This window comes from Alcaligenes sp. Lyrl_28 (assembly GCF_051948705.1).
Lineage (GTDB): Bacteria > Pseudomonadota > Gammaproteobacteria > Burkholderiales > Burkholderiaceae_B > Alcaligenes > Alcaligenes ammonioxydans.
This window is the reverse complement of the sequence record NZ_JAYJLG010000003.1, coordinates 241318-256866: the sequence shown is the minus strand read 5'-3', so window position 1 is coordinate 256866 and position 15549 is coordinate 241318. Positions and strand designations below refer to the sequence as shown.

Annotated in this window: 16 protein-coding genes; 11 read left to right on the top strand and 5 right to left on the bottom strand. The window is 58.9% G+C overall.

Annotation, left to right across the window (positions count from 1 at the left end; genetic code table 11):
• The first annotated feature begins 103 nt into the window (after nt 1-103).
• From VF694_RS08945 to VF694_RS08900, 10 genes are all read left to right on the top strand, one after another.
• The gene (locus VF694_RS08945) at nt 104-709 is read left to right on the top strand and encodes a MotA/TolQ/ExbB proton channel family protein (RefSeq protein ID WP_003801496.1); all 606 of its coding nucleotides are present in this window, start codon (nt 104-106) and stop codon (nt 707-709) included.
• Nucleotides 709-1113, top strand: coding sequence for an ExbD/TolR family protein (locus VF694_RS08940; protein WP_440164137.1), 405 nt, complete (start codon nt 709-711; stop codon nt 1111-1113). The genes VF694_RS08945 and VF694_RS08940 overlap by 1 nt, the downstream gene beginning before the upstream one ends.
• Entirely contained in the window at nt 1110-2189 is a 1080-nt protein-coding gene (gene lpxK / locus VF694_RS08935) for a tetraacyldisaccharide 4'-kinase (RefSeq protein WP_059317769.1), read from the top strand. The genes VF694_RS08940 and lpxK overlap by 4 nt, the downstream gene beginning before the upstream one ends.
• Complete coding sequence (locus VF694_RS08930; RefSeq protein WP_426345692.1) at nt 2189-2374, top strand: Trm112 family protein; 186 nt, start codon at nt 2189-2191, stop codon at nt 2372-2374. The genes lpxK and VF694_RS08930 overlap by 1 nt, the downstream gene beginning before the upstream one ends.
• Before the next feature lies 1 nt (nt 2375).
• Complete coding sequence (gene kdsB, locus VF694_RS08925; protein WP_059317770.1) at nt 2376-3140, top strand: 3-deoxy-manno-octulosonate cytidylyltransferase; 765 nt, start codon at nt 2376-2378, stop codon at nt 3138-3140.
• Between the two features lie 99 nt (nt 3141-3239).
• Nucleotides 3240-3896, top strand: a complete 657-nt coding sequence (adk, locus tag VF694_RS08920; RefSeq protein WP_003801506.1) for an adenylate kinase — start codon at nt 3240-3242, stop codon at nt 3894-3896.
• Nucleotides 3897-3953: 57 nt separating this feature from the next.
• Nucleotides 3954-4718, top strand: coding sequence for a 3-hydroxyacyl-CoA dehydrogenase (locus VF694_RS08915; protein ID WP_003801508.1), 765 nt, complete (start codon nt 3954-3956; stop codon nt 4716-4718).
• Between the two features lie 18 nt (nt 4719-4736).
• Nucleotides 4737-6290: a murein biosynthesis integral membrane protein MurJ gene (gene murJ, locus VF694_RS08910; protein ID WP_003801509.1), complete on the top strand. Its 1554-nt coding sequence runs from the start codon at nt 4737-4739 to the stop codon at nt 6288-6290.
• A 56-nt stretch (nt 6291-6346) separates the two neighbouring features.
• Nucleotides 6347-6610: a 30S ribosomal protein S20 gene (rpsT, locus tag VF694_RS08905; RefSeq protein ID WP_003801510.1), complete on the top strand. Its 264-nt coding sequence runs from the start codon at nt 6347-6349 to the stop codon at nt 6608-6610.
• Between the two features lie 156 nt (nt 6611-6766).
• Entirely contained in the window at nt 6767-7708 is a 942-nt protein-coding gene (locus VF694_RS08900; protein WP_039943280.1) for a 2-hydroxyacid dehydrogenase, read from the top strand.
• A 58-nt stretch (nt 7709-7766) separates the two neighbouring features.
• On the opposite strand, the gene VF694_RS08895 is transcribed toward VF694_RS08900, so the two are convergent.
• Nucleotides 7767-8081 (bottom strand): DUF3579 domain-containing protein, encoded by a 315-nt coding sequence (locus VF694_RS08895; RefSeq protein ID WP_003801512.1) that lies wholly within the window; start codon nt 8079-8081, stop codon nt 7767-7769.
• 252 nt (nt 8082-8333) lie between these two features.
• Between VF694_RS08895 and argF the strand changes: the two genes are divergently transcribed.
• Nucleotides 8334-9275 (top strand): ornithine carbamoyltransferase, encoded by a 942-nt coding sequence (gene argF / locus VF694_RS08890; protein WP_039943281.1) that lies wholly within the window; start codon nt 8334-8336, stop codon nt 9273-9275.
• Between the two features lie 66 nt (nt 9276-9341).
• On the opposite strand, the gene VF694_RS08885 is transcribed toward argF, so the two are convergent.
• The 4 genes from VF694_RS08885 to kdpC are packed head-to-tail and all read right to left on the bottom strand — an operon-like array spanning nt 9342 to nt 15537.
• Nucleotides 9342-10052: a response regulator gene (locus VF694_RS08885; protein WP_440164133.1), complete on the bottom strand. Its 711-nt coding sequence runs from the start codon at nt 10050-10052 to the stop codon at nt 9342-9344.
• Nucleotides 10049-12718 carry a DUF4118 domain-containing protein gene (locus VF694_RS08880; RefSeq protein WP_440164131.1) on the bottom strand — a complete coding sequence of 890 codons (2670 nt, stop codon included), beginning with the start codon at nt 12716-12718 and terminating at the stop codon, nt 10049-10051. Before VF694_RS08880 ends, VF694_RS08885 begins: the two co-directional genes overlap by 4 nt.
• 45 nt (nt 12719-12763) lie before the next feature.
• Nucleotides 12764-14824, bottom strand: a complete 2061-nt coding sequence (gene kdpB, locus VF694_RS08875; RefSeq protein ID WP_440164325.1) for a potassium-transporting ATPase subunit KdpB — start codon at nt 14822-14824, stop codon at nt 12764-12766.
• A 38-nt stretch (nt 14825-14862) separates the two neighbouring features.
• Nucleotides 14863-15537: a potassium-transporting ATPase subunit KdpC gene (gene kdpC / locus VF694_RS08870; protein ID WP_440164128.1), complete on the bottom strand. Its 675-nt coding sequence runs from the start codon at nt 15535-15537 to the stop codon at nt 14863-14865.
• Nucleotides 15538-15549 lie beyond the last annotated feature (12 nt).

Sequence of the window (15549 nt, the reverse complement as noted above, 5' to 3'; positions counted from 1 at the left end):
AAAAGATCCTAAAGTGTACTCCGGTCACACCGGAACATTCCCGCAATCCAAACGGGGGCTCTACAATAAGCACTGGTTTACTTCGTGACCGGAAACTCCACCTGTGCTTACTTTGATCCATGCCGCCGGCTGGCCCGTCTGGTTCTTGCTGGCCTGCTCTATTCTAGCCCTGGGACTGATCCTGGAACGCCTGCTGGCCCTGCGCAGCAAACGTATCTTACCGGACGGCCTGGCCCGCCAGATCACTGAGCTGACCGCCCAAAACCGCATACAGGACGAGTCCTTAGCCCGACTGTATGACAACTCCCCCTTGGGCCGTGTGCTGGCTACTGTGCTGAGCAACCGGCATCAGCCTGCCGCTGTGCGCGAGGCGGCGGTCGAGGCGCAAGGCAGAGAGGTCAGCTACCAGTTGAACAAGTACATCCCGGCACTGGGCACCTTGGCCGTGATCGCCCCGTTGCTGGGTCTTTTTGGTACCGTGATCGGCATGATCGACATTTTTGCCGCCTACGACCCCAGCGGTGCCGACCCCAGTCTGATCGCTCGCGGCATCTCCGTTGCGCTCTACAACACCGCTTTAGGGATTCTGATTGCTGTTCCAGCCATGATCTTTCATCGCTACTTCCGTAGCCGTGCAGACTACCTGCTGCATTGTCTGGAATGTGAGGCTGGCGCACTGAACCGCCTGCTAATTCAGAGGGCTGGCTGATGCGCTTTCGCCGAGCACAAGATCAAGACACCCTGGAGCTGAATCTGGTGCCTCTGATTGATGTCCTGCTGGTGGTGCTGATTTTTCTGGCCGCCACCAGCACGTTTGTTCGCTACCGCCAACTGGATGTCTCCCTGCCCCAGGCTCAGGCCCAGGTGTCCCAGGAAGCCGAACTTTTACTGGCCATCAGCCAGGACGGACGGTATGCCCTGAACGGCCTGTGGCTGGATGCCAGTAGCGGCGCTCCACTTCGCCAAGCCCTGACGGGCGAGAAAAGGGATCAAAACACCAGTCTGCTGATTCTGGCCGATGCACAGGCTCCGCACTTTACGGTAGTCCAGGCCATGGAGGCCGCTCGTGAAGCGGGCATCCACCGTATTCACTTTGCCACCCAGGCGCCATGAGTGTGCGCGTGCGCCTGACCAACTGGCTGCATCGCCAGTGGCAGAAGAAAGGCTGGTTCAGCGTTTTAATGCGTCCACTGTCCGTCTTGACCGGTTTTTTTGTCCGACGCAAGCGGCAGCGTTATGAGAACGATCCTCACGCCTCTTACCGCAGTCCGGTGCCGGTGATAGTCGTGGGTAATATCATCGTGGGCGGTGCTGGCAAGACACCCGTCGTGATGGCCCTGACCGAACAATTGCGCGCTTTGGGATGGACACCCGGTATTGTCAGCCGCGGGTATGGCGTAGACATCGGCCCGGCCCCTCGCGTTGGTCAAGGTCAATTAGCCGCAACGCAATTTGGTGACGAACCGGCTCTGCTCGCCACCCAGACCCAGGCACCGATCGCCGTTCATCCTCGCCGCGCTCTGGCCACCCAGGCTTTGCTCCAGACTTTCCCTGCCGTCGATCTGATTATTTCGGACGACGGCCTGCAACATCTTGCCCTGCAACGCGATATGGAAGTCGTGGTCCAGGATGCTCGCGGTGTCGGGAACGGCTTGCTGCTACCGGCCGGCCCTCTGCGCGAAGGCCCCGAGCGTCTGCACCAGGCAGACTGGCTGATCAGCCAGGTTGTGGCCGACCAGCCCCCGCCCGCTATGCCTCAAGCTCCTGAGTCAGGCCGGTCCCTGACCATGAGCCTGCGTCCCTATCAAGTGGAGCATCTCGCCTCAGGTCGTCGCATGGACTGGGCCGCCTGGCTAACAGAGTACCGCCATCAGGATCTGCAAGCGCTGGCAGCGATCGGCCAGCCTGCCCGCTTTTTCACCATGCTGCGCGCCTGTGGTCTGCAATTAAGCCGGACTTTCCCCCTGCCCGACCATGCCGCCTTGCAAGCACAGGACTTTCAGGGCCTGCATGAAGGGCCAGTACTCATTACGCGCAAAGACGCCGTAAAATGCCAGCACCTGAATGACCCACGGCTGTGGGTTGTCGATGTCCAGCCCGTGTTCTCACGCCCAGACTGGATTGCTGAACTGGATAGCCTGCTGCGCGAACGGCGCTCAACCTCACCCTCATTACCCGGAGTTCAATAATGGAAGCTCGCCTACTCGAAGTGCTGGTCTGCCCCTTGTGCAAAGGCCCGCTGCGCCACGACCGCGAACAGCAAGAACTGGTCTGCAAGGCCGACAAACTGGCCTTCCCCATTGTGGACGGCATTCCCACCATGCTGATCAACGAAGCTCGTCAACTAGACGCGCAGGTACCTGCCAGCCGCTGATATGACCTTTTCCGTCATCATCCCGGCCCGCCTGGGCTCAACCCGCCTGCCCAACAAACCGCTGGCCGATATTGCAGGCCAACCCATGATCGTGCGTTGTGCTCAACAGGCAGCGCAAAGCGCGGCGCGTCAAGTCTGGGTCGCGACCGACTCGCCGCAGGTGCTGGAGGCGGTTCAGGCCCATGGTTTCCATGCCCTGCTGACCGATGCCGAACACCCCACTGGCACCGACAGACTGGCCCAGGCGGCAAGACTGCTGGACCTGGCCGAAGACGAAATCGTGGTCAATGTGCAAGGGGATGAACCACTGATCCAGCCTGAGCATATCAATGCGGCTGCCCAGCTTCTGGCCCGCAGCGGACAGGCTGACATTGCCACCTTGGCGGCTCCGATCACCAACGCCGAGACGCTGTTCAATCCCAATGCCGTCAAAGTCGTGTGCGACCTCAACGACCGCGCTCTGTATTTCTCTCGCGCCCCCATTCCCTGGGCGCGTGATGCCCTGGCCCAGGGAGACCGGATATTGGCCGACGAGCTTCCCGCATTGCACCATATCGGCCTGTACGCCTACCGAAATCGCTTCTTGCAGCAATACGCCCAGTTGCCGCGTGGGCCGCTGGAGCATTTTGAGTCTCTGGAGCAGCTCAGAGCCCTGGAAAATGGCTTCCAGATTATGGTTCACCGCCTTCGGGAGATTCCTGCTGCAGGCGTGGACACCGAGCAAGACCTGGAAAGAGTACGCGCTCACTTCGCAAATCGGTTATAAAAGATCTTTTTTCTGCGCTTTCCGAATAAAAAATGCGCTAAATATGCTGCAACGCATCATCAAGCGAGAATCGGATCGACGCATTTCCTGGAGGAATTCATGCGACTCATACTGCTCGGGCCCCCTGGTGCCGGCAAAGGCACTCAAGCTGCTTTCATTACCGAGAAATTTGGTATTCCACAAATTTCCACGGGCGATATGTTGCGTGCCGCTGTCAAAGCCCAATCCCCGCTGGGTGTAGAAGCCAAAAAAATCATGGACGCCGGCGGCCTGGTCTCCGATGACATCATCATCGGGCTGGTTCGCGACCGTCTGAAAGAAGCAGACTGTGAGCCCGGCTACCTGTTTGACGGTTTCCCTCGCACGATCCCCCAGGCCGACGCCTTGAAAGATGCCCAGGTCAAACTGGACTTCGTGATCGAGATCGACGTGCCCGAAGAGAGCATTATCGAACGCATGAGTGGCCGCCGCATCCATGCAGCCAGCGGTCGTAGCTACCACGTCACCTTCAATCCGCCCAAGACCCCCGGCGTGGACGATGTGACCGGTGAACCCTTGCTTCAGCGCGACGATGATCGTGAGGAAACCGTCCGCCACCGCTTGTCTGTCTATCGCGAGCAGACCCGCCCTCTGGTCGATTACTACTCGCAATGGTCAGCCACCGGCGACCCACACGCTCCGGCCTATCGCAAGATTTCCGGCGTGGGCAGCGTCGATGAGATTCGCCAGCGTATCCTGGACGCCCTGGCAAGCTAAGCCAATATTCAACCGGCCCCCAGGGCCGGTTGTTCATTATTCAAGGGAGACAAGCTCATGCAAATCAATAACAAGACTTTTATCGTGACGGGCGGCGCATCCGGTCTGGGCGCAGGCACTGTGCGCATGCTGGTGGAACACGGTGCGCGTGTGGTGATTGCCGACATTCAGGATGAAGCCGGGCAGGCGCTGGCCCAAGAGCTGGGCCAAGATTACCTGCATTGTGACGTCACCTCGGAGCAAGACGCCCAGGCCGTCGTGGATCTGGCTTGCCAGGACAGTGCCCGCCCCCTGTTCGGTTTGGTCAACTGTGCTGGCGTGGCCCCTGCCTCGCGCACCGTAGGACGTAATGGCCCACACACGCTGGAGCTGTTTCAGAAAACCGTCATGATCAACCTGGTCGGCACCTTCAATATGTGTCGTCTAGCCGCCGCTGCCATGAGCAGCAATACCCCCGAAGCCTCGGGCGAGCGTGGCGTGCTGATCAATACGGCTTCGGTTGCCGCCTACGACGGGCAGATCGGACAAGCCGCTTACGGTGCCTCCAAAGCCGGCGTCGTGGGCTTGACCCTGCCCCTGGCTCGCGATCTGGCCCAGACCGGTATTCGTGTCATGACGATTGCTCCCGGCATCTTTGGCACCCCCATGATGTTTGCCATGCCCCAGGAAGTTCAGGACTCCCTGGCAGCCAGCATCCCTTTCCCATCACGTCTGGGTCGCCCTGAAGATTTCTCCCAACTGGTGCAGAGCATCATCAATAATGAAATGCTCAATGGCGAGACCATCCGTCTGGATGGCGCCATTCGTATGGCACCAAAATAACTTTCTGCATCGGCTCCAATGGGTTTGTTTCGCTCGGCGGCCACGATTAGTGGCCTGACACTGCTCTCGCGCATTACCGGACTGGCACGCGATATTCTGATTGCCCGCGCCTTTGGGGCGGGCCCGCTTACCGATGCGTTCTGGGTAGCCTTTCGCATTCCCAACCTGCTGCGGCGTTTGTTTGCGGAAGGCGCGTTTTCGCAGGCTTTCGTTCCCATCCTGGGGCAGGTACGCAAAGAGCACGAGCAGGACAAGGTCCAGCAATTGCTGGACCGCGTTGCGCTGCTGTTGACCTTTGCCGTAATGCTGGTGACCATCATCGGTATAGTGGCGGCGCCGTGGGTCGTCAGCGCCATGGCCAGTGGCTTGACCTCGCCCGAGCGGCACACCGAATTTGGCGCCGCCATCACCATGACCCGCTTGATGTTCCCTTACATCATCTGCATGTCGCTGGTGGCGTTTGCTTCTGCCGTACTCAATACCTGGAGTCGCTTTGCGATTCCTGCCTTCACGCCTATCTTGCTGAATCTGTCCATGATTGGCGCCAGTCTGTTTCTGGCCCAACACATGGAAACCCCCATTTATGCCCTGGCTATCGGGGTGATGGCCGGTGGTCTGGCCCAACTGCTGGTGCAGTGGGCCGCCCTGGCTCGCCTGGGACTGCTGCCACGATTTTCGCTACGGCTGGGAGAAGCACGCCGCGACCCCATCGTGCAACGCATTCTCAAACAGATGCTGCCCGCCATCCTGGGGGTATCTGTGGCGCAGATATCCTTGCTGATCAATACCAATATTGCTACCTGGCTGCAGTCGGGCAGCGTCACCTGGCTATCCTTTGCCGATCGCCTGATGGAGTTTCCCACCGCACTGCTCGGGGTGGCGCTGGGTACCGTCCTGTTGCCCAAGCTGTCTGCCGCCCATGCCGGTCAGGATGACAAGAACTACAGCGCCCTGCTTGACTGGGGCCTGCGCCTGGTCCTGTTGCTGGGTCTGCCTGCTGCACTGGGCATGGCCTTGCTCTCGGATGGTCTGGTGGCCACCCTGTTTCACTACGGGGCCTTTGCCGCTGCCGACGTCGCTCAGACCCGCCTGGCGGTGGGAGCGTATTCAGTCGGTCTGGTCGGCCTGCTGGCCATCAAAATCCTGGCACCCGGCTTTTACGCTCGCCAGGATATCCGCACTCCCGTCCGTATCGCCATTGCCGTTCTCATCATTACCCAGCTCTTCAATCTTGTGCTGGTACCTGCCTTCGCCCATGCGGGACTGGCGCTGTCCATCGGACTGGGGGCCACCGTCAACGCCCTGACCTTACTGGTGATGCTGCGCAAACGCGGCATTTACCAGCCCCATCCCGACTGGTTGCGTTTTTTCCTGAGAATCATTCCGGCCTTGCTCGCCTTGGCCGCGATCCTCGTGCTGGCAGACCGCCACATCGACTGGATCAGTCTGGGGGCAAGCCCCTGGCTGCGTGTACTGGCTCTGAGTGGGGTGTTGGCTGCCAGCGGCATTTCCTATTTCGGTATGTTGTTTATCGTGGGCATTCGGCCCTCTTACTTTACAAAGCGCACTTAGTATCCTAGAATATTTGTCTTTGCCGATTAAACTTTAAAACTTAGGCTTTATTAAAAATGGCTAATACCGCACAAGCACGCAAGCGCGCCCGCCAAGCAGTGGCTCGCAACAAACACAACGCCAGCATCCGTTCCATGCTGCGTACCGCTATCAAGCGCGTTCGCCAGGCTATCGAAGCAGGCGACAAAACTGCTGCTAACGAAGTATTCCGCAAAGCGACCAGCATCATTGATCGCGTTGCCGACAAGAACATCATTCACAAGAACAAGGCTGCCCGCCACAAGAGCCGCCTGTCTGCTGCTATCAAGGCACTGGCCTGATTGCTGAAGATTTTTAATGGTTTAATCGGCCCTGGCCTAAAAACCAGTTAAAAAGGGGTGCTTAGCACCCCTTTTTTATTAGCCACAAAACCATTGCCTGAACGTGCAGGCCAATCATGCTAAGTTATGGATTTGCGTTTTCATGAGCGAGTCCCCATGACACGTCCCATCGTGCTGCAACTGGCATCTTTGGCCCAGCACCCCTATTTTGACGATATCGACCGTCATTTCGAGCGCATCTCCCTTCAAGACCTGAATCAGCTCTCTGACGAGCAGATTGCACGCGTCCAGGTATTGTTAACCAGCGCTGTCACCGCCACCCCCGCTTCCTTGATGGAGCGCCTGCCTGCGTTGCAAGCAATTTGCAGTGTAGGGGTAGGCTACGACTCTATCGACGTCCAGGCGGCCAGGCAGCGCGGGATTCAAGTCAGCACCACCCCCGACGTTCTGAACGACTGCGTGGCCGATATGGCCTGGGCCTTGCTGCTGGACGCGGCTCGCCGCGTCACTGAATCCGATCGCTATGTGCGCGCTGGCCACTGGGACCGACCAAATGGCTTCGGGCTGGGCACGCGAGTGAGCGGCAAGAAACTGGGTATTGTGGGGCTAGGCCGCATTGGACAGACTATTGCCCGCCGAGCCGGCGGCTTTGATATGGAGCTGCGCTATCACAACCGCCGTCCGCGCCACGATGTGCCCTGGCACTATGAACCGTCCCTGATCGAACTGGCCTATTGGGCAGATTTCCTGGTGATCGCCGCCGTGGGCGGTGATGAAACACGGGGACTGATCAATGTCGACGTCCTGAACGCCCTGGGCCCGCACGGGATTCTGGTCAATATTGCCCGAGGCAGTGTCGTCGATGAAACGGCATTGATTGCCGCCTTGCAACAGGGACGGCTGGGCGCGGCAGGGCTGGATGTCTTCGAAAAGGAACCCCAGGTTCCTGCGGCCTTGCGCGATCTGAACCAGGTTGTCCTGGCGCCGCACACCGCCAGCGCCACCCGGGAAACACGCGAAGCCATGCTCTCGCTGACACTGGAAAACATCTTGCAGTTTCAGAAAACGGGCAAGGTACTGACGCCGCTGACACTATAAAAAAACAAGTCGCCTGCCGTTTAACGGGGGCGACTGAGCAGACTGCGCAAAATCAGGATCAGGACTCAACAGGGTCCATATTCTCGGGATCGATACCGCTGATTTTCAAATTATTGTCTTGCGCAAAGCCACAGACGAATTTCCAGGCCAAAGGCTCGAGCTCTCGCAGACGAGCATCCACCACCACGCAGCGCACGCCGTCAATCAGCCGCGGCACCACATAGGGCGAGTAGGTCAAATGGCCACCCATCGCCCCAGCCGGGCGAAACTGGGACATTACACCGGCCAAGCGTTCTGCCCAGTCGCTGGGACGAAAACGCTGATCCTGCCGGGTCACACCATGGATTACAAGTTGCTTCACTGGCTCTGTCATAACAATTAATCGCTCACCGTGCAGTACAGGTCGGCTGCACTTTTTCCTTTGTCGCTCCGCATTGTATCCGATCGCAGCCGCGCAAAGCCCGGGATTCAATAAATTAGCCACTTGACAATTTATTGCCAAGCATTACTTTGCCCTGCCCTTTCTATCCAAACGCCCACCCCCGTCCTGCCCCCGTCAGGGTCCGACTTTGCTCTAAATAGCCGGACAGGTTAAGATGGCTTTCTTTATCCGCAGGATTTTCTTATGGATGCCATCGTGCAAGCAGGACCGCTTCGGCACTTTCTGCAATTTCGCGACTTTTCTCACGACGAAATTTTATATGTGCTGGAACGCGCACGCCTGATCAAAGACAAGTTCAAACGCTATCAGCCGCACCACACATTGCACGACCGCACCTTGGCGATGGTTTTTGAAAAAGCCAGCACCCGTACCCGTGTCTCGTTTGAAGCCGGCATGTATCAACTGGGCGGCTCGGTCATTCATTTGACCACCACTGACTCGCAGCTGGGCCGCTCCGAACCCATTGAAGATACCGCACGCGTGGTTTCGCGCATGGTCGATATCGTCATGATCCGCACCTTCGAGCAGACCCGCCTGGAACGCTTTGCCTCCCACTCGCGAGTGCCGGTCATCAATGGACTGACTAACGAGTTTCACCCTTGCCAGATTCTGGCCGACATCTTTACCTTTATCGAGCATCGCGGCGATATCAAGGGCAAGACCGTGGCCTGGATCGGAGACGCCAACAATATGGCGTATACCTGGCTGCAAGCGGCAGAAATTCTGGGCTTCACGCTGCATGTGTCGGCCCCTAACGGCTACCACCTGGAGTCGGATCGCACCGGCAACCCGGACTCCAGCATTCTGCGCGAATTCGACGATCCCTTGGAAGCCTGCAAGGGCGCGCACCTGGTTACCACGGACGTGTGGACCAGCATGGGTTACGAAGACGAGAACGAAGAGCGTCGCAAAGCCTTTGCAGACTGGTGTGTGGATCAGGAGATGATGGATGTAGCGGACCCGAGCGCCCTCTTTATGCATTGCCTGCCCGCTCATCGCGGCGAGGAAGTCACCGGCGAAGTCATCGACGGCCCACAAAGTGTGGTCTGGGATGAAGCTGAAAACCGCCTGCATGTTCAGAAAGCATTGATGGAGTTCCTGATTCTGGGACGCCAGCAAGCCTGAACACCACAGAGCCACGCCAACGGCTCAACAATGCAAAAGGGGATACGTTGTATCCCCTTTTTCTTTTTACGCCTGAACGTCCAGACCCGCCAAGCGATACCCCACCTGCAGTTCCGTCAGCAGATACTTGGGCTGTGCGGCATCCTGCTCCAGCTTTTGACGCAACTGCATCATGTACACCCGCAGATAATGCGGCCGGTCTGAGTAAGCAGGCCCCCAGGTTTCGTGCAACAAATGTTGATGCGTCAATACCTTGCCATGCCCCCGAATCAGGGCCGTCAGGAGACGAAACTCAATAGGCGTCAAATGCACGGCCTGCCCATCCCGCGTCACCTCATGAGACGCCAGATCGACCTGCACCCCTCCAAAGCGGACCCGCGAGGAGGCTACCTGCACGTTTGGCACCACCAATTGGGAGCGCCGCAACAAAGCGCGTATACGGGCCAACAGCTCCGGCACGCCAAAGGGTTTGGCCAGATAGTCATCCGCGCCGGCATTCAGGGCCGCCACCTTCTCTTCTTCTCGATCCCGGGCAGACAGGACCAGAATCGGAGAATAGACCCAGCCGCGCAGATCGCGAATCAAGTCCTTGCCGTCTCCGTCTGGCAGACCCAAATCCACAATCATCAAGTCGGGACGACGGGTTGCCGCGTCCATACGCGCTTGCGCCAAGGTGCTGGCTTCGATCACGGCCATGCCCTCCTGCTCCAGGGCAATCCGTACGAAACGACGGATATTGGATTCATCCTCCACGATCAGTATCTGGGCTTTGTTCATGTCGGTAGCTCGTCACTCTCCATACGGGGGGCCGCTTTCCAGGGCAGGCGAATCTCAAAGACCACCCCCTGCGGCAAGCGCGGCCTGGCGCTGATCGTACCACCATGTGCAGCAATAATCGTTCGACACAGTCCCAGCCCCAAGCCCACCCCCGCCACGGAGGATTCTTTCTGTCCCCGTGTGAAAGTATCAAACAATCGCTCGGGATCCCCTGGTGGCAAACCGGGACCATCATCGCTGATCAGCAAATACATGGACTGACCCGCCCACACCCCCCTCAGCCAGATCGTGCTGGTATCGGGCGTGTACTTGGCGGCATTATCCAGCAGATTCGTCACTACCCTCTCCAACATGACACCATCGACTTCGACTAACGGCAGGTCCGCAGCGAACTCGGTCACGACCTGACGAGGCTGCAAGGCGGCCGCGCAACGGGCAAGCGCAATCCCCACAATATCGCCCAAGGCATGCCACTCCTTGTGCAGTTTGACTCCTTCATTTTGCATACGGGCCAGGTCCAGCAAGTTGGACACCTGACGACGCAACTCATCAGACTCCACACGTATGGCCCTCGCAATATCGCGCTGTTCTGTTTCACCCAGGCCCTTGGGTTGCTCCAGGGTTTCAGCCAGACCCCGGATCACAGTCAAGGGCGTACGTAAATCATGCGAGACGGCCGACAGCAAGGTATTGCGCATTTTCTCCCCCTCCATGCGCAGCACCGTGTCTTGGGCGATGGCCACATAGTGAATGCGTTCAAGAGCTTGCGCCAATATAAAGCAGCACGCATCCAGCAAGCGCCGCCCATCGGGTGTTCGTAACGAAGCTGCCGCGCCAGACTGTACCACCAGCACACCACGCGGGGCCATCGGGCCTTTCAAGGGCAAGTACAAGGCACTGGCCCCATTCAGGGTTTCAGTTCCCTTGCCCGCCGCTTCCATGTGGTCGAACACCCATTGCGCGACTGAAAGCTCCACAAAGCTCGTATGGCGAGTTGCGACCAGCTGATTATGCTGATCCGGCACAACCAGCACCATCGGCATCTCAAACAAAGGCTCCAGGGTATCGCGGCACACGGCCAGCACCTGCTCCAATGCCAGCGCCCCGGCCAGATCCCGACTGACACGCGTCAACGCGGCCGCCCGGCGCTCGCCATCGCGCGCCGCTCGTGCCTCGGCCTGCAAACGGGCTGCCAGCTGACCAATAATCAAGGCCACCACCAACATCACGCCAAACGTGAAGACATACTGGGTATCCGTAACCGAAAACGAATAGCGGGGTTCCACAAAGAAAAAATCAAAGAAGGCCACCGACAACAGCGAGGCCCACACACCGGCCAACCGTCCCAAGCGCAAGGCGGTAAAGACCACCGTGATCAAAAACAGCATGATCACATTGGAGAGTTCAAAAAACGGCAACAACTGCTCCGCCAGCAAGGTCGTCACCACACAGATGATGGAGGCAATCGACAGGGCTTTGCCCTGCGCCATGGGGGTCTCCAGCTCAAGGGGGCGGATAGGTCGCTGAACCGTATCCACACGCACGAGCAGCAGGCCAATCTCGGGGTTGCTACGCGCCAGCCGCTCCGACAAGGCAGGCCGCCAGGGCCAGCGCGAACGTGCCGAGGAGTTACCCAGAATCAACTTGGTGGCATTGCGTTGCCGTGCGTAGGCCAGGACGGTATGAGCCACATCCTGACCGGCAATATTGGCAAACTCAGCGCCGGCATGCTGCGCACTGGCCGCCAGGCGCACCAGCGCTTCCTGCGCCTTGATCTGACCGCTTTCCGATGGCGTGTCCACATGCAGCACGATCCAGGGCGTTTGCCATTGCTGGGCCAGCCGCGCCCCCTCCCGAATCAGCGCTTCCTGGGCACTGTCCGCACTGACGCACACCATTAACAGTTCACGAGTAGGCCAGACGGTTCGTATGGCATGGGAGATTCGGTAGACATGCACATCGGCATTGACCCGGTCCGCCACGCGACGCAAGGCCAGTTCACGCAAGGCAATCAGATTGCCCCGACGAAAGAAGTGTTGACGCGCCTGGGCCACCGAGTCCGCCAGATACACTTTGCCGGCATTCAAGCGAGCCAACAGATCATCCGGGGGCAGATCCACCAGCAGCACATCGGCCGCACGATCAAATATCCGGTCTGGAACGGTCTCCCGAACCCGCACCCCGACAATGCCCCCCACCACCTCATTCAAGCTGTCCAGATGTTGCACATTCAACGCGGTATACACAGCGATTCCCGCATCCAGCAGCTCTTCCACATCCTGCCATCGTTTGGCATGACGGCTACCCTCAAGATTGGAATGGGCCAGCTCATCGACCAGCAGCAACTGATACCCCGACACAAGGGCCGCATCCAGATCAAACTCGGTGACCACCCGTCCCTGACGCTGATACTCCTTGCGCGCCAGTACGGGCAGCCCCTGCAGCAACGTCTGTGTTTCCTGACGGCCATGCGTCTCCACAATACCAATCGCAACGGACACTCCCTCGGACTGACGCTGATGCGCTTCCTTGAGCATGGCGTAGGTTTTCCCCACACCGGCGCACGCTCCAAAGAAGATCTTGAGCTGCCCCCGGCGAGGCTGGTGCGGGTCCTCGCCAACCACCTGCAACAGCTCATCCGGGTCCGGCCTATCTTCAAGCGACATGGGTCTGTGTACTCCCTGCAGAAAACTGGTAATGATCTTACGCTCTTATCCAAAAAACGGCGTCAGCAGCAGATCAATCAACTTGATGCCGACAAACGGAGCGATCAGCCCGCCCAGGCCGTAAATCAAGAGGTTTCGCTTGAGTAAACGGCTGGCCGGTTCGGCACGGTATTTCACCCCCCGCAAGGCCAAGGGAATCAGAGCGATGATTATCAGGGCATTGAAAATGACTGCAGACATAATGGCAGTGGCCGGGCTGTGCAACTGCATCACATTCAAGGCACCCAGAGCGGGATAAGTGACTACAAAAGCCGCGGGAATAATCGCAAAGTACTTGGCCAGATCATTTGCGATACTGAAAGTCGTCAAGGCGCCGCGGGTCATAATCATCTGTTTGCCCACTTCCACCACTCGCAACAGCTTGGTGGGATTGCTGTCCAGATCGACCATATTGCCCGCCTCTTTGGCCGCCTGCGTGCCACTGTTCATCGCCACAGCCACATCAGCCTGGGCCAGCGCAGGAGCATCATTGGTCCCGTCACCCGTCATGGCAACCAGTCGCCCTTCATCCTGATAACGCCGGATCAACTGCAGCTTGTCCTCCGGCGTGGCTTCGGCCAGATAGTCATCCACCCCGGCCTCGGCCGCGATGGCCGCAGCCGTCAACGGGTTGTCCCCGGTAATCATGATGGTCTTGATCCCCATAGCCCGCAGCTCAGCAAACCGCTCCTTGATCCCGCCTTTGACGATGTCTTTCAGCTCCACCACGCCCAGCGCTTTATTGCCTTCGGTCACCACCAGCGGCGTGCTGCCCCGTCGCGCCAGCTCATTGACCAGACCATCCAGTTCAGACGGAAAAATACCTCCCAACGATTCAATGTGAGCGCGCATCGTGCTCGCCGCGCCTTTTCGGATCTGACGACCGTCAATATCAATTCCACTCATGCGGGTATGGGCGCTAAAGGCAATGGTTCGCGCGCCATGCAGCTCACGGCCTCGCAAATGAAACTGTTGCTTGGCCAAGACCACAATGGAGCGCCCCTCGGGAGTCTCGTCCGCCAGCGAGGCCAATTGGGCGGCATCGGCCAGAGCCTGCTCAGACACCTGCGGCGCGGGCAGAAACGCCCAGGCTTCCCGGTTGCCCAGCGTGATCGTGCCGGTCTTGTCCAGCAGCAAAACATCCACATCCCCGGCTGCCTCGATAGCGCGGCCAGAACTCGCCAGCACATTGGCTTGCATCATGCGGCTCATGCCAGCAACCCCCACTGCCGACAGCAAGGCGCCGATGGTGGTGGGAATCAGGCACACCAACAAAGCAATCAGGGCTGTCATCGTGACAGGTGAACCGTGTCCGGTCAGCACCGTCGCAAAGCTGGAAAAAGGCAACAAGGTGACGCACACCAGCAAGAAGATCAGCGTCAAGGCCACCAGTAAAATCGTCAAAGCAATCTCGTTGGGGGTTTTGCCACGCCTGGCCCCCTCCACCATTGCTATCATGCGATCCAGAAAGGCCTCACCCGGTTTGGCGGTCACCCGCATCACGATCCAGTCTGACAGCACCCGGGTACCGCCCGTGACGGAACAGAAGTCTCCCCCGGACTCACGGATCACCGGCGCCGACTCACCTGTAATGGCAGACTCGTCCACCGAGGCGGCACCCTGCAAAATCTCCCCATCGGCGGGGATAATCTCGCCTGCCTCAACCAACACGTAAGCGCCCGGCAGCAGCTCGTCGCTGGGGACCGGCCAGGCACGGCTATCGCGCGCGGGTTCTTTCAATACCCTGGCCATGACCCGCTTGCGGGTGGAACGCAATGCATCGGCTTGCGCCTTGCCCCGCCCTTCCGCTACGGCCTCGGCCGCATTGGCAAACAGGACCGTAAACCACAACCAGGCCGACACCGACCAGATGAATCCGGCCGGAGCCTCACCCTGGCCCAGCAGAGCCTGCATGCCCAGCAAGCTGGTCACAATGCTGCCCAGATACACCACGCACATCACCGGGTTTTTGAATTGCGCCCGGGGCGAGAGTTTTTTGAAGGCTTCCTTGCACACCGTTCCCCACGGTATGGCGCGCAATGACGATGAATGTCCCGCCTCTTGCATGGCTTTCAGATCAGTAATAGACATAATGACACCTGTTCCTAACGCACGGCGGGCTGAACAGGCTTGACCCTGTCCAGTGCCAGATTAAGCTCCAAGACCTGCACACGCAGCTCGCCCAGCACTCCCCATTGACGGGCCTGGGTGTAGCGATCGATCAAGACCTGGACCTGAGCCAGCGGCATGTCCCGCATCCTGGCAATTCGAGCGGCCTGCAAACGGGCATTGGCTACCGAGATATGGGGATCCAGCCCCGATGCCGACGCCGTCACGGCATCCACCGGCACGGGTGCATCCTCTGCCAAACCGTTCATCAGGCGATAGGCCTTGCTGCGCTCCGCCACAGCATCCAGCAAACTGCTGCTTAACACGCCCTGATTGCCAGCCCCGCTGGCCGCGGCGTTATAGGGTTGGGCAATACTTTGGGAAGGATCTGCCGGGTCCACTCCCACAGTCGCGCTGGGGCGGCCGTGAAAATACGCGGGCTGGCTGAAGTACTGGCCAATCTGGCGGGAGCCTACGACCTGGCCATCACGTTGAATCAGGCTGCCCTTTGCCTGATCCGGGAACAGGGCGGTGCCGATAAAGGTCGTGGCCAAGGGGTAGGCAATGCCCGTCAACAGCATAAAAAACACAGCAGACACCAATACCGGCCGCAACAAGCTTCTCATCGTCGGGGCAGCCAGTGTCGAAACCAAAAAGTGATGGGTAGACATGACGGTCAATCC

What these genes read in the sequence shown, in the direction of transcription:
- VF694_RS08880 (WP_440164131.1), bottom strand. Translation starts at nt 12,718, where the DNA reads ATGTCGCTTGAAGATAGGCCGGACCCGGATGAGCTGTTGCAGGTGGTT.
- VF694_RS08930 (WP_426345692.1), top strand. Translation starts at nt 2,189, where the DNA reads ATGGAAGCTCGCCTACTCGAAGTGCTGGTCTGCCCCTTGTGCAAAGGC.
- rpsT (WP_003801510.1), top strand. Translation starts at nt 6,347, where the DNA reads ATGGCTAATACCGCACAAGCACGCAAGCGCGCCCGCCAAGCAGTGGCT.
- adk (WP_003801506.1), top strand. Translation starts at nt 3,240, where the DNA reads ATGCGACTCATACTGCTCGGGCCCCCTGGTGCCGGCAAAGGCACTCAA.
- argF (WP_039943281.1), top strand. Translation starts at nt 8,334, where the DNA reads ATGGATGCCATCGTGCAAGCAGGACCGCTTCGGCACTTTCTGCAATTT.
- kdsB (WP_059317770.1), top strand. Translation starts at nt 2,376, where the DNA reads ATGACCTTTTCCGTCATCATCCCGGCCCGCCTGGGCTCAACCCGCCTG.
- murJ (WP_003801509.1), top strand. Translation starts at nt 4,737, where the DNA reads ATGGGTTTGTTTCGCTCGGCGGCCACGATTAGTGGCCTGACACTGCTC.
- VF694_RS08900 (WP_039943280.1), top strand. Translation starts at nt 6,767, where the DNA reads ATGACACGTCCCATCGTGCTGCAACTGGCATCTTTGGCCCAGCACCCC.
- kdpC (WP_440164128.1), bottom strand. Translation starts at nt 15,537, where the DNA reads ATGTCTACCCATCACTTTTTGGTTTCGACACTGGCTGCCCCGACGATG.
- VF694_RS08915 (WP_003801508.1), top strand. Translation starts at nt 3,954, where the DNA reads ATGCAAATCAATAACAAGACTTTTATCGTGACGGGCGGCGCATCCGGT.
- kdpB (WP_440164325.1), bottom strand. Translation starts at nt 14,824, where the DNA reads ATGCAAGAGGCGGGACATTCATCGTCATTGCGCGCCATACCGTGGGGA.
- VF694_RS08885 (WP_440164133.1), bottom strand. Translation starts at nt 10,052, where the DNA reads ATGAACAAAGCCCAGATACTGATCGTGGAGGATGAATCCAATATCCGT.
- lpxK (WP_059317769.1), top strand. Translation starts at nt 1,110, where the DNA reads ATGAGTGTGCGCGTGCGCCTGACCAACTGGCTGCATCGCCAGTGGCAG.
- VF694_RS08940 (WP_440164137.1), top strand. Translation starts at nt 709, where the DNA reads ATGCGCTTTCGCCGAGCACAAGATCAAGACACCCTGGAGCTGAATCTG.
- VF694_RS08895 (WP_003801512.1), bottom strand. Translation starts at nt 8,081, where the DNA reads ATGACAGAGCCAGTGAAGCAACTTGTAATCCATGGTGTGACCCGGCAG.